Source organism: Modestobacter excelsi, assembly GCF_005930495.1.
GTDB classification, from domain to species: Bacteria; Actinomycetota; Actinomycetes; order Mycobacteriales; family Geodermatophilaceae; genus Modestobacter; species Modestobacter excelsi.
Genome location: NZ_SJEX01000041.1, coordinates 14,589 through 26,841, shown reverse-complemented (window position 1 = coordinate 26,841; position 12,253 = coordinate 14,589). Strand labels below are relative to the sequence as shown.

Genomic DNA, 12,253 nt, shown 5'->3' with positions numbered 1-12,253 from the left:
GGTCTGAGCCGCACTGGTTGAGAGTGCAACTACTGGCCGGTGGAACCGGTCGGGGGCCGCACTTGTTCCCGGCTCCCGCCGAGGGAGCGCAGCCGCTCGGTCAGCAGGGTCAGGGACTCCTGTGGTGGCAGTGCCATCTCACCCAGCAGGTCGAGCGCGCGGGTGTAGCGGTGCACCTCGGCCTCCGAGTCGATGAAGAACACCCGGGTCTTGTTCTCCAGGTAGACGACGTCCGGCGCCCCGGTCGCCTGCGACTCGAGCACCGAGAAGGAGCCGGAGGTGACCGGCGGCAGCCCGGCCGCCAGGGGCAGGACCTGCACGGTGACGTTGGGCTGGGCCGCGACCGCGGCGAGGCGCTCCAGCTGTTCCCGCCGGACGTCGGTGTCCCGGTCCGGGTCCCCCGGGACGACGGTGCGCATCAGCACCGACTCGTCGACCACCATCGACAGCTGCAGTCCGCCGCCGTGGCGCTGGTGGTCGAGGAGCTCCTGCCGTCGGCGGCTGACCAGCATCCGGCGCTCGACCTCGGCGGACGAGGGCTGCTCCCACGTCGAGTGGATGAGCTCCCGGAGGTATTCGGGCGCCTGCACGAGCGCGTGCGGCACCACCGCTGCAAAGCAGCGCAACGCCCTCGAGCCGGCCTCCAGCCGGATCAGGTTGGCGAACTTGTCGGACAGCCCGTCGGCGTAGGCGTCCCACCAGCCGCGCGGCCGCGCGGCCGGAGCGAGCCGACGGAGGAAGGTCGCCTGCACCTCGGGCACCCGGTACAGCTCCACCAGGCGCTCGAGATCGGCCTCGGTGATGCCGGTCCGGCCGTTCTCGATCCGGGAGACCTTCGACGGCGACCAGCCCAGCGAGGCGGCGACGTCCTTGCCGTGCAGTTCAGCGGCCGCACGCAGCAGGCGCAGTTCCTGGGCCAAACGGCGTTCGCGGACCGACGGGGTGTCCACCATGTCGACCAGCCTAGGCCGCGTGCAATGTTGCAAGCCATCTTTCGCTACCAGTTGCGGCATGCGACCTTGTGCTCACGCGGCCGCGGACGCACTGCCCTCCGACCGAAGGACGGAAGCGATGACCGGAACCCGCTCACCCCTGCTCCCCACCGGCGACGTCTACGACGTCGCCCAGCTGGCCGGTGGCCTGCCCCGGGTGGTGGACACCGCCGTGGTCTCCCTGCTCCAGCAGGGTCGGCTGCGGGTCGACGACTCGGGACGGCTGCACGCGACGGGGAGCACCCCCGGTCGGCCGGTGGAGAGCGCCGTCCTCGACCTCGCCGGGCGGAGGCCACGGCGCTCGATCGCCTCGATGCGGCTGCGGGCCCAGGAGGACCCCCGGCTGACCGGGGTGGCCGACCGGCTGGTGGCCGCTGGGCTGCTCCGCCGCAACCCGCTGGCCGGGCTGTCCAGCAGCTGGCCGGCGCACCTGCGCACGGCCGCGGGCCGCCGGGTGCTGGAGGAGTGGCGCGCGGCCTCACCGGTCGGCGCCGCCGAGGTCGCCCTCGGCGGGCCCGAGCGGATGGCCGACCGGACGCTGTACGAGTCCGTCTTCGGCGCGGTGTCGTGGGCGCCGGGGACGGCACGGCGTCCCGACCGCTACTCCCAGGCCGCCATCGAGGCCAACGGGCGCCAGAGCTGGGCCTACGGGAGCTTCGGTCTCGGCGGCTGGGGCGGGGACGGCGGTGGCGGCGGCTTCGGCGGCGGCTTCGGCGGCGGTGACGGCGGCGGCTGCGGCGGTGGGGACGGTGGCGGCGGAGGCTGCTGAACAGCCTCCGCCGCTCAGGCCCCGCTGCAGGGCCCGCGCCGGGCGTGCGAGGCGTGGGGGGCAGCGGGGTCCTTCGTCAGCCGAGCGGGTCGACCGTCTCGTGCTGGTCGACGGTGGCCGCGAGCCGGGCCAGCGCCCAGTCGCCGTCGCCGAGCAGGTGGTCGATCGCGGTCAGCCGGCTGGTGTAGTGGCCGACCGAGTACTCGGCGGTCACGCCGATCCCGCCGTGCAGCTGGATCGCCTCCTTGCCGATGTGCCGCGACGCCCGGCTGGTCTGCAGCCGGACCCGGTCGGCGGCCGCGACGACGTCGCCGTCGGCGTCGACCACGAGCGTCGCCCACATGACGGTGCTCCGGGCCAGCTCCAGCGAGACGTACATGTCCGCGGCACGGAAGGTCAGCGCCTGGAACTTGTTCAGCGTGACCCCGAACTGCTTGCGGGTCCGCAGGTACTCCGCGGTCGTGGTCAGCGCCGTCTCCATCGCGCCGAGCGCCTCGTGGCCGTAGGCCACCCGGGCCCGGGCCAGCGCCTTCTCGATGGCGGCGGTCTGGTCGCCGGTGCCCTCACCGAGCGGTGCGGCGGGGGTGCCGGCGAACTCGACCTTCGCCGAGCGGGTGCCGTCGTGGTTGCGGTGCGCGGTGCGGGTCAGCCCCTCGGCGTCGCCCTGCACCAGGAACAGCCGCGTCGCCCCGGACGCTCCGTGGTCGGACAACTGGGCGCTGACCACCAGGACGTCGGCCCGGGCACCGTGCGGCACCGGCTCCTTGACCCCCGTCAGCCGCCAGGAACCGCCGTCAGCGGTCGCGGTGACCGACCGGGCCGACGGCTCCCACCGGGTGCCGGTCTCGGCGTGCGCGAACGCCGGTACCAGCGAGCCCTCGGCGAGCGCCCCGAGCACCTCGGCGCGCTGGGCGTCGGTGCCGAGGTCCGACACCAGCCCACCGGCCAGGACGACGGCCTCCACGAACGGCTCGGGTGCCAGCACCCGGCCGATCTCCTCGGCGACGACGGACACCTCCACCGGGCCGGCGCCCATGCCGCCGTCGGACTCGGCGAAGGGCAGCCCGAGGACGCCCATCTCGGCCAGCCGGCTCCAGGTCTTCTCGTCGAAGCCGGGGTCGGTGGCGACCACCGCCCGGCGCTGCTCGCTGTCCGCGTAGGCGCGGGCGAGCAGTCCGCTCACGGCCTCGCGGAGACCGTTCTGCTCGTCGTCGTAGCTGAACTCCACGGTGACCTCACAACCCCAGGATCGAGCCGGCGATGATGGTGCGCTGCACTTCGTTCGAGCCCCCGTAGATGGAGACCTTCCGGTAGTTCAGGTAGGACGGGGTGGCCGCCTGCGCCCACTCGGGGACGTCGGAGTCCTCCCCGGCGAACGAGGCGACCGACAGCGGGCCGGCGATGTCGACCAGCAGCTCGGTGGCGGCCTGCTGGAGCTCCGAGCCGCGCAGCTTCAGCACCGAGGACGCCGGGTGCGGCTTGCCCCCGGCGGAGTTGGCGACCACCCGCAGCGCGGTGAGCTCCAGCGCCAGCAGCTCGTTCTCGATCTCGGCGATCCGGGCCCGCAGGTAGGGGTCCTCCGACAGCGGGGCGCCGTTGACGGTGATCCCGCGGGCGTGCTCCTTGGCGTCGGTGAGCATCCGCTTGGTGGACCCGATCCGGGCGATGCCGACGCGCTCGTTGCCGAGCAGGAACTTGGCGTAGTCCCAGCCGTGGTTCTCCTCACCGACGAGGTTCTCCGAGGGCACCCGGACGTCTTCGAAGAAGACCTCGTTGACCTCGAAGCCGCCGTCGAGCAGCTCGATCGGCCGCAGCGTCACGCCGGGGGAGTCCATCGGGAACAGCAGCAGCGAGATGCCGCGCTGGCGCTTGTCGGCGGTCGGGTCGGTGCGCACCAGGCAGAAGATCCAGTCGGCGTGCTGACCCAGCGTCGTCCAGGTCTTCTGGCCGTTGACCACCCAGTCGTCGCCGTCCCGGACGGCGGTGGTGCGCAGCGAGGCCAGGTCGGAGCCGGCGTCGGGCTCGGAGAAGCCCTGGCACCACCAGATGTCGAGGTTGGCCGTGGCCGGCAGGAAGCGCTCCTTCTGCTCCTGCGAGCCGAAGGTCGCGATGACCGGGCCGATCATGCTGGCGTTGAACGCCAGCGGCTCAGGGACGGCGGCCAGCTGCATCTCCTCGCGCCAGATGTGGCGCTGCAGCGGCGTCCAGTCCCGGCCACCCCACTCGACCGGCCAGTGCGGCACGGCCAGCTCGGCGGCGTTGAGCACCCGCTGGGCCTCGACGAACTGCTCCTTGGTCAGCTCCCGGTGGGCGGCGACCGCGTCCCGGATGGACTGCGGCACCTGGGTGGTGAAGAAGGTGCGCATCTCGTCCCGGAAGGCCTCGTCCTCCGGCGACAGGTGCAAGCGCATGGGACCTCATTCCCGACAGCAGCTCTGCCGTCTCGACGTGCGGACCCCGAAGATCCCACATCGGCTACCGCCGGGTAACTCCGGGTCTGCGGCGGGGGTCACACCGCGGAACCGAGCCGCCCGCACCCGCCCGGAGGTGGGACGGAGGCACGGCCGGGCTGAGCCGGGGACGCCCGGGGTCTGCCGGGGTACGGGTACCGGGCAGCGTCCGCCCATGACCCGGCGGCAGCGGGAGGACCCGCTCGCCTTCGTGGCCGACCGCCGGCTGTTCGGCGACCTGGTCGACGACGACCGGTTCACCTCGGTCTACCGGGTCGCGCTGGCGTCCCTGCACGAGCACGGCGCCAGGGCCACGATGCAGGCCGCGGTGGACGGGACGTTGACCCGCCGCGCGGCCTGACGCCCGCTCGCCAGCAGCGCGGGGGTCTCCCCGCACCGATCTCGTCCTGGTACGCCAGCTGCACCGGCACCGCGGTGGCCCCGGCCGCCTCCACCTGCTTCACCGCGGCGGCCTGCTCGGGGTGAGCGTCCAGACGCCGACCCGGGTGCACAGGTGACGCAGTCCTCGCCCCGACAGGAGGACGGCGCGGCCGCGGCAGGGGATGGTGGTGGCGTGCTCGGCAGCGACTTCGGCCCCGACCCCATGGCCCTGCTCACCCGCGAGGTGCTCCGCGAGCGCGCCGGCGAGCTGATCGCCGAGACGTGCGCCTGGGCGGTCGGCCTGTCCGACCAGCCGCACCACCTGCGGCTGCGCGGCCGGGTGGTGGCCACCGGCCTCACCATCGGCGCCCGGGCCGCGACCGGGCAGCCCCTGGGCGGTGAGGAGGACGGGCGGCTGGAGCTCGGCGACGCCCGCCCGGGGACCTTCCAGGACGTGCTCAACGCCGTCACCCCCGACGGTTCGCTGATCGCCGAGCACTTCGACCGGGAGGTGGTCGAGCCCTTCGTGCTCGACACCTGCGTCCGCGCCGCCGAACGTGCCCGGGACACCCGGGCCGCCGCGTGGGCGGAGCTCCTCGACGAGCTCGGGGAGGACGGCAGCGACCTGGTCGAGGTCGTCCGGGTCGGGGAGTGGGAGGCGCCGCTGCGCATCGACGCCGAGCACCTGGTGCTCGCCGCGCTCGGGGAGGTGCCGCTGGTCGAGGTGGAGGCCGAGGGGCTGCCGCTGTCGCTGGTCCGGGCCGCGGAGGCGGTGACCCGGGCGGCGGCGCCACCGCCGCCCCGGCCGGCGGAGCCGGGGCGGCCCGACGAGCTGGCGGGCGCGCTGTTCCTCGCCGAGGCGGCGCTGGCCGGCTCGGGGCTGACCCTGCCGGTGCCGCTGACCCAGGCCGACCGGCTGCTGGACCTGCTGCTCGCCGAGGGGCTGTTGCCGGAGGAGGTCCCGGCGCTGCTGGCGCACCTGCCGGTCGAACCGGTGACCGCCGCGGAGGTCCGCGCCACCATCGCCGCCCTCGGCCCCGGCGCCTGAGTCACCGTCCGCCGGTCGTCCCCGGCAGCCGGACGACGTCGGCGGTCACCCCGTGGCCGAGCAGCCGCTCCGGCGCCGGGCTGTCGTAGACGACCAGCAGCCGGGGGCCGGCCGGGTCCGGGTCGAGCAGCCCGATCCCCTCGGCGTGGTCGACGCCGACACCGAAGGGCAGGTCGACCTCACGGACGAGCAGGTCGTCGCGCACCACCTGCGGCGTGTCGGCGGTCAGCGCGCCGCGCCACCGGAAGACGTGCACCGGGCCGTCGAGGTCCATGGTGGGCCCGGCCAGCACTAGCAGGTCCTCGCCGTGCGGGCAGAGGTCCCGGACGCCGAGGCCGGCCAGGCGCAGCACGTGCTTGCGGTACCGGCGGCCGTCCTCGAACTCGCCCAGCTCCAGCCGGGTCGGGTCGTCGGGATCGAGGCCGGGCCGCAGCTCCAGCACCACGGCCCAGCCCCGCAGCACCGGGCCGCGCAGTCCCAGGAAGACCCGGTCACCGGCCACCCCGATGCCCTCGACGTCCAGGCCGTTGTCCTTCCCGGGGATCGCCAGGAACGGCGCCAGGTGGTCGTCGTCGGCCAGCAGGTCCCGCAGGTCCCGGCCCTGCGCGCCGAACACCGCGGCCCGGTGGACGAGGCCGTCCACGGTCAGCTCACCGACGAGGGTGGGCAGGCCGTCGACCTCGGCGACCGGGAGCCGCACCAGCACCTGCCGGTTGGCCTGCCCGGTGACCCGGGCCAGCCGCCGCAGCGCCTTCTCGCCGCTGTGCCGTGCCTTGATCCGCCGGCGTCGCAGGCTGTGCGAGCCGACCGCCCAGAGGAAGTGCCCGTGCCGCGCCAGCCCCTCGACGTCGGCCTCCTCGTCCGCGTCCTCCCCGGGCAGCCGCACCAGGTCGGCGAGCCGGGTGCTCACCTGGTCGGCGTACACCTCCGGCCGGTCGGGGTCGTCGGCGACCAGCCGCTCGATCGTCGCGGTCTCGTCACCGGCGACCCAGAGCACCGGCCCGTCGCTGCGGACGGCGGAGAGGTTGGTGTGCGTCCCCGAGGCCCGCGCCCCGGCCGAGAAGGACAACCGCACGGTGCGTTCGATGCTCACGCCGACCACCCTGGCACGGGGCTGCCGTCCCGTCGGCACTTCCGTCCGAGGGCCCGCGGGGTGACCATGGAGGGGCACACCTGCTCCCCGGAGGGACCGTGCCATGACGAGTTCCGTGACCCCTGACCCGTCGGGCCGAGCCGGCCGCCCGGCCCGCGCCGTCCCCGAGATGACGGCGGAGGAGAAGGCCATCTGCGAGTGGGAGGCGCGGCACGACGTGGCCGCCCGCGGGTCGCGCGCGACACCCGGTGACATCGCGCTCTACCTGGCGCAGTCCCGGTCGCGGGAGCTCTGCGACGAGGCGGCGCGGCCGCGGCCGGAGCACCTCCGTGCGGCCCCTCCGAGACCACGGCCGGTCCCACCGAGCACGGAGGAGCTCGCGTTCCGGCTGGCGCCGCCGGAGGGCCACTCGCGGCGCCGCCGGAGGACGTCGGGCTGACCGGGCCGGCGGGAACCGTCGGCCGGCCGGCCCCGTTCCCTGCACATGGACCTGGTCTGCCCGAAGTGTCAGGGGACGATGCGCACCTACGAGCGCAACGGCGTCCACGTCGACCAGTGCACCGAGTGCCGCGGCATCTTCCTCGACCGCGGTGAGCTCGAGCGGCTGGTCGACGCGGAGAACGCCTGGCACGGCGGCCCGGCCGCTCAGCCCGCTCCGCAGCAGTCGACCCTCCAGCCCTCCCACCAGCAGCCGGGGCTCCAGCAGCCCGCTGCGTCGCTGGGCTCCGTGGTGAGCGAGGTGCTCGGGCAGGTGCGCAGCAGCAGCTCCAGCTCGCACGGTCACCAGCAGAGGCCGAAGAAGCAGAAGTCGCTGATCAGCGAGCTCTTCGGCTGAGCCCCGGCGGCCGGCTGCCCAGCCGGCCGCGGCGGCCGTCCGGCGGGCGCGCAGCGCGCGGTGGTGCGTCGACCGGGTGCTGGCCGCCGAGCTCACCGACGCACCCGCCGACCGGCCGGCCGGTCTGCAGCTTGCCGCCGCCTGGGACGAGGTGGTGACCGAGCTGGCGGGCCGGCGCTGCACGGTCACGACGACGGTGCGGGCACCGGCCCGGCTGGTCCCGGTGCTGCAGGGCGTCTTCGGTCGGCACTGCTCGGTCGGAGCCGTCCGGGACGACGACCGGCGCGAGGTGCACGTCGCCGCGCACACGGTGCGGTCGGTCGCCGAGCAGCTGGCCGGGCTCGGCGGGCGGTCGAGGTGGTCGCGCCGGACGAGGTGCGGGCCGAGCTGGCCCGGATCGGTGCCGAACTCCTCGAGCGCCACGGCCGCTGACCGGTTCGCCTCCCCGTCGGCGGGCATGGAGACCCCGTGTCCGGGCCGACTGAGGAGAACCGCGGGATGGACGAGCAGGGCAGCGTGCTGGTCACCGGAGCGGGCGGCGTCATCGGCGCGCACGCAGCCGCCGAGTACGCGAAGGCCCCCGGGTGGCGGGTGCGCGGGCTGAGCCGCAGGGCGCCGCGGGAGGCCGGCTGGGAGCACCTCGCCGTCGACCTGCTCGACCCGGATGCCGCCCGGGCCGGGCTCGCCGAGGCCGGCGACGTCACCCACGTGGTGTTCGGCGCGTACGCGGAGCGGCCGACGGCCCACGAGCTGTCGGCGGTCAACGTCGGGATGCTGCGGCACACCCTCGACGGGCTGGCTGCGGCCGGCGCCCCGCTGGAGCACGTCACCCTGTACCAGGGCGGCAAGGCCTACGGCGCGCACATGGGGTTCTTCAACACCCCGGCCAAGGAGTCCGACCCGCGGATCGTCCAGCCGAACTTCTACTACGACCAGGAGGACCTGCTCCGCGAGGTCGCCGCCGAGCGGGGCTTCCGGCTCACCGTGCTGCGCCCGGAGGGCGTCATCGGTCACGCCGTCGGCAACCCGATGAACCTGCTCATGGTCATCGCCGTCTACGCCGCCATCAGCAAGGAGCTGGGCCAGCCGCTGCGCTTCCCCGGCAGCCTCGCCGCCTACGACGCGCTGTACCAGGTCACCGACGCCGAGCTGCTGGCGCGAGCGACGGTGTGGGCCGGTCAGGCGCTGGTGGCCGACGGTGAGGTCTACAACGTGACCAACGGCGACCAGCTGCGCTGGCGGCACCTGTTCCCCGCCTTCGCCCGGCACCTGGGCATGGCGAGCGCGGAGCCGCAGCCGGTGCCGCTGGCCGAGGCGATGGCCGACCGCCGCGACGTCTGGGAACGGCTGGTCGCCCGGCACGACCTGGTGCCCACGCCCTACGAGGACCTCGTCGGCTGGGGGTTCGGCGAGTTCATCTTCACCTCGGGCTTCGACAACGTGAGCTCGACGATCAAGCTGCGGCAGGCCGGGTTCGCCGACTGCCTGGACACCGAGGACCGGTTCCTGGAGCTGTTCGACCGGCTCGCCGCGCGGAAGGTGGTCCCGCCGCTGAGGTGAGCGCGGGCCGCTCGATCAGGCGGCGTCCCGGTCCCGCCGGTCCCGGCGCGCGCGCCAGAGGGCAGCTCCCGTGCCGACGAGCGCCAGCGCGCCGTAGCCCCGGGCGTCGTCCGGTGCGTTCCCCGCGAGGGCGGCAGCCGTGGCGCGGACCGTGAACCAGGTCGCGACACCTGCCGGGAGCAGGAACTGCCATCGCCGCAGGGAGGCCGCCCATGTCGGCTCCGGTCGGGTGGCCACCGCTGACCCGAACGCGCGGAGGCGGCGGCGCCCGGTCAGCGCGGGGACGTGCTCGGTGGCCGGCGGCAGCGCCGGAGCTCGCAGCAGCGCGAGGGCGGCCGGTGGCAGGCCGAGCAGGTCCGCGAGCTCGGCGAGCGCCGCCTGCGGGACGGGGGAAGGACGCCGGAGGAGGGCACGCGCGCCCACCTCGAGGTCCGGCTGGTCGACGGCGGCGGCGAGGACGGCCGCGTTCCCGACCTCCACGGCCCCGTCGGGATCCCAGCTGTGCGACGTGAGCACGTGACCGCGGCGGACGACGACGAGCCCCGCCACCGGGTCCTCCGGTCCTACGCCCTCGAGTGCCGGATCGACCGGCGCACCGGGGTCCGCCCACAGCACGACGGCCACCTGGCCGGCGACCTCGTGGCTGGCGGCGCTGGCCAGCGCCACGGCGGCCGGGACGTCGGCGACGAACACCACGCCACCGGCGGACCAGGGCACCAGCCAGCCGTGGTGCCCGAGGGCCTGGACCAGCGGCACGGCGACGGCACGGTCGAGCGAGGGCAGCAGGACGCCGCGGCGGGACGGCGGGGGCGTCGCCGCCGCCGTGGGGCCGGCGTCGGGGTCGGGATCGCTCACCAGCTGAGCATCGGCGGACCCTGCACGACGTGTGACCCGTCGGCGCAGACGACCTGCTGCAGCGCCTGGACGCCCAGCGAGCTGACGGAGGCGCAGCCCGTCCCCGGCCGGGGCCTCGAGCTGGTGGGCACCCTGCTGGTCGCTCTAGCGTGGGTCATGCGTGCTGCAGTGATCACCGCGCTCACCGGGCCGGATGCCGTGGAGCTCCAGGAGGGGCCGGAGCCCGTGCCCGGGTCCCACCAGGTGCTCATCGACGTCGAGTACGCCGGTGTCACCTTCCCGGACGTGCTGCAGACCCGCGGCCTGTACCAGCGGCGTCCCGACGTGCCGTTCATCCCCGGCTGGGAGGTGTCCGGGGTGGTGCGGGCGGATGCTGGGGGCTTCCGCGCCGGTGATCGGGTGGCGGCCATGCCGATCACCGGCGGCTTCGCCGGGAGCGTCGCGGTCGACGCGCACATGGTGTTCCCGCTGCCCGACGGCCTGCCGTTGGACAAGGCTGCCGCACTGCCGCTGAACTACCTGACGGCGCACTTCGCGCTGACCCGCCGCGCGCAGCTGACGGAGGACCAGGTCGTCCTGGTGCACGGCGCCGCCGGGGGCCTGGGCACCGCCGCCTGCCAGCTGGCCGCGGCCTACGGCGCGCGGGTCGTCGCGGTCGTGTCCACACCGGAGAAGGGCGAGGTCGCCAGGGCCGCCGGAGCCCACGACGTCGTGCCGGTCGACGGCTTCCGCGACGAGGTGCGCCGGCTCACCCGGGGCCGGGGCGTGGACGTGGTCGTGGACCCGGTCGGCGGGGACCGGTTCACCGACTCCCTGCGCTCGCTGGCCCGGGAGGGACGGTTGCTCGTGCTCGGCTTCACCGGCGGTGAGATCCCCACCGTCACGGTCAACCGGCTGCTGCTGACCAACACGTCGGTGCTGGGCGTGGCCTCGGCCGAGTTCTGGGCCGACGAACCCGATCATCCCGCCCGGCAGTGGCGCGACCTGCTGCCGCTGGTCGAGTCCGGCGCGATCGACCCGCCGATCGGCTCGGTCTTCGCTCTCGCGGACGCCGCCGCGGCCCTCCGCGAGCTGCAGGAACGCCGGGCTCTCGGCAGGGTGCTCATCCGGACGCGCTGACCGGCGGCCCGGGCTCGGACGGGCAGCTGTCCGGACCGGCGCGACCGGCTGCCGGGTCAGCCGGGTGAGTCGCTGAGTCCCGCGCAGGCGCGCAGCGCGGCGAAGTCGGCCTCGGCCCGCGCGCCGTCGGGACCCACGCGGGGCTGCGGGATGCCCGTGCCGTCGATCCGTGCCGGTAGGAAGTCGACCGAGAGGACCTGCCCGTCGTCGACGGTGAGGTCGAGGACGCCGGTCTCGACCGAGACCTCCGACAGCGAGCGCCACCAGACGAAGTTGCCGAGTCCGTAGGCGACGTAGGTCCGGCCGAGCCAACCGGCTCCCTGCAGCTGGTGCGCGTGCGTTCCCACGACGATGTCCGCACCGGCCTGGGACAACTGCCGGGCGAGGTCGCGCTGCAGCGCCGTGGGGCAGCTCTGCTCCTCCTGCCCCCAGTGCAGGTAGACCACCACCGTGTCGGCCTGCTGCCGTGCCGATGCGACGGCCTGCAGCAGCCGGTCGGTGTCGAACGCCGAGGCCACGCCGCCCTGGCCGGGCCCGGCCGAGTACCGCCGCACGGTGGAGTCGGCGACCTGGTCCGCCGCCAGCACCGCGATGCGCTCGCCCCGCAGCGTCACCAGGTACGGCGCGAAGGCGGCGGTGTCGTCGGCGCCCAGCCCGACCACGGGGAAGCCCCGCTGCCGGGCGGCGTCCAGGCTGTCGTCGAGCCCGACCGGTCCGAAGTCGACACCGTGGTTGTTGGCCATGCTCACGACGTCGACGCCGGCCACCCGCAGGGCGTCGAACACCGACGGCGGCGCCCGGAAGGTGAAGGACTTGTCCTCGGCGGTGCCGCGGTCGGTCACGGCGGTCTCGAGGTTGACGACGGTGAGATCGGCGCCCGCCAGCAGGGGAGCCACCGGGAGCAGGGCGGTCTCCGGCTGCTGGAAGCGCTCGGTGAGCCGTCCGGCGGTGTGCACGTCCCCGGCGAAGCTCAACGTGACCGGGCCCTGCGCCGGCGAGGTGCTGACGGGCGCCGGAGCGGACGTGCGCGGCGGGGGCCCACTCGTCGTGGACCCACCCGCAGCCGACCCGGGCTCCGGCGTCGCGGAGCACCCCGTGACGACCAGGACGGCGAGGAGGCAGACGAGGCGACGCGCCATCTCCAGGAACGT

General features: G+C 74.9%; 13 protein-coding genes. 7 read left to right on the top strand and 6 right to left on the bottom strand.

The window, feature by feature from the left end:
* Positions 1–29 precede the first annotated feature (29 nt).
* A complete protein-coding gene (locus FHL80_RS14295; RefSeq protein ID WP_246078680.1) occupies positions 30–953 on the bottom strand; it encodes a helix-turn-helix domain-containing protein in 924 nt (307 codons plus the stop codon).
* 118 nt (positions 954–1,071) lie between these two features.
* On the opposite strand from FHL80_RS14295, the gene FHL80_RS14290 reads away from it, so the two are divergent.
* Positions 1,072–1,761 (top strand): TIGR04222 domain-containing membrane protein, encoded by a 690-nt coding sequence (locus FHL80_RS14290; RefSeq protein ID WP_216870729.1) that lies wholly within the window; start codon positions 1,072–1,074, stop codon positions 1,759–1,761.
* Positions 1,762–1,837: 76 nt separating this feature from the next.
* Here FHL80_RS14290 and FHL80_RS14285 read toward each other — a convergent pair whose 3' ends face one another.
* Positions 1,838–2,989, bottom strand: coding sequence for an acyl-CoA dehydrogenase family protein (locus FHL80_RS14285; protein WP_138734061.1), 1,152 nt, complete (start codon positions 2,987–2,989; stop codon positions 1,838–1,840).
* 7 nt (positions 2,990–2,996) lie between these two features.
* Positions 2,997–4,172 (bottom strand): acyl-CoA dehydrogenase family protein, encoded by a 1,176-nt coding sequence (locus FHL80_RS14280; protein ID WP_138734060.1) that lies wholly within the window; start codon positions 4,170–4,172, stop codon positions 2,997–2,999.
* 214 nt (positions 4,173–4,386) lie between these two features.
* Between FHL80_RS14280 and FHL80_RS14275 the strand changes: the two genes are divergently transcribed.
* Both FHL80_RS14275 and FHL80_RS14270 read left to right on the top strand, forming a co-directional pair.
* Complete coding sequence (locus FHL80_RS14275) at positions 4,387–4,572, top strand: hypothetical protein (RefSeq protein WP_216870728.1); 186 nt, start codon at positions 4,387–4,389, stop codon at positions 4,570–4,572.
* Positions 4,573–4,725: 153 nt separating this feature from the next.
* Positions 4,726–5,640: a hypothetical protein gene (locus FHL80_RS14270; RefSeq protein WP_246078679.1), complete on the top strand. Its 915-nt coding sequence runs from the start codon at positions 4,726–4,728 to the stop codon at positions 5,638–5,640.
* 1 nt (position 5,641) lies between these two features.
* Here the strand turns inward: FHL80_RS14270 and FHL80_RS14265 are convergent, their stop codons facing one another.
* A complete protein-coding gene (locus FHL80_RS14265; RefSeq protein ID WP_138734059.1) occupies positions 5,642–6,733 on the bottom strand; it encodes a DUF3616 domain-containing protein in 1,092 nt (363 codons plus the stop codon).
* Positions 6,734–6,836: 103 nt separating this feature from the next.
* On the opposite strand from FHL80_RS14265, the gene FHL80_RS14260 reads away from it, so the two are divergent.
* From FHL80_RS14260 to FHL80_RS14250, 3 genes are all read left to right on the top strand, one after another.
* Entirely contained in the window at positions 6,837–7,172 is a 336-nt protein-coding gene (locus tag FHL80_RS14260; protein WP_138734058.1) for a hypothetical protein, read from the top strand.
* Between the two features lie 45 nt (positions 7,173–7,217).
* Positions 7,218–7,568, top strand: a complete 351-nt coding sequence (locus tag FHL80_RS14255; RefSeq protein ID WP_138734057.1) for a TFIIB-type zinc ribbon-containing protein — start codon at positions 7,218–7,220, stop codon at positions 7,566–7,568.
* Positions 7,569–8,036: 468 nt separating this feature from the next.
* Positions 8,037–9,128: an SDR family oxidoreductase gene (locus FHL80_RS14250; protein WP_216870727.1), complete on the top strand. Its 1,092-nt coding sequence runs from the start codon at positions 8,037–8,039 to the stop codon at positions 9,126–9,128.
* Positions 9,129–9,143: 15 nt separating this feature from the next.
* On the opposite strand, the gene FHL80_RS14245 is transcribed toward FHL80_RS14250, so the two are convergent.
* The gene (locus FHL80_RS14245) at positions 9,144–9,983 is read right to left on the bottom strand and encodes a hypothetical protein (protein ID WP_138734056.1); all 840 of its coding nucleotides are present in this window, start codon (positions 9,981–9,983) and stop codon (positions 9,144–9,146) included.
* Between the two features lie 156 nt (positions 9,984–10,139).
* Between FHL80_RS14245 and FHL80_RS14240 the strand changes: the two genes are divergently transcribed.
* Complete coding sequence (locus FHL80_RS14240; protein WP_138734055.1) at positions 10,140–11,102, top strand: NADPH:quinone oxidoreductase family protein; 963 nt, start codon at positions 10,140–10,142, stop codon at positions 11,100–11,102.
* A 56-nt stretch (positions 11,103–11,158) separates the two neighbouring features.
* Here the strand turns inward: FHL80_RS14240 and FHL80_RS14235 are convergent, their stop codons facing one another.
* Complete coding sequence (locus tag FHL80_RS14235; protein WP_138734054.1) at positions 11,159–12,241, bottom strand: CapA family protein; 1,083 nt, start codon at positions 12,239–12,241, stop codon at positions 11,159–11,161.
* Positions 12,242–12,253 lie beyond the last annotated feature (12 nt).

Coding starts and splice junctions, on each gene's coding strand:
- FHL80_RS14295 (WP_246078680.1), bottom strand. CDS start 953: ATGGTGGACACCCCGTCGGTCCGCGAACGCCGTTTGGCCCAGGAACTG.
- FHL80_RS14290 (WP_216870729.1), top strand. CDS start 1,072: ATGACCGGAACCCGCTCACCCCTGCTCCCCACCGGCGACGTCTACGAC.
- FHL80_RS14280 (WP_138734060.1), bottom strand. CDS start 4,172: ATGCGCTTGCACCTGTCGCCGGAGGACGAGGCCTTCCGGGACGAGATG.
- FHL80_RS14275 (WP_216870728.1), top strand. CDS start 4,387: ATGACCCGGCGGCAGCGGGAGGACCCGCTCGCCTTCGTGGCCGACCGC.
- FHL80_RS14260 (WP_138734058.1), top strand. CDS start 6,837: ATGACGAGTTCCGTGACCCCTGACCCGTCGGGCCGAGCCGGCCGCCCG.
- FHL80_RS14255 (WP_138734057.1), top strand. CDS start 7,218: ATGGACCTGGTCTGCCCGAAGTGTCAGGGGACGATGCGCACCTACGAG.
- FHL80_RS14240 (WP_138734055.1), top strand. CDS start 10,140: ATGCGTGCTGCAGTGATCACCGCGCTCACCGGGCCGGATGCCGTGGAG.
- FHL80_RS14235 (WP_138734054.1), bottom strand. CDS start 12,241: ATGGCGCGTCGCCTCGTCTGCCTCCTCGCCGTCCTGGTCGTCACGGGG.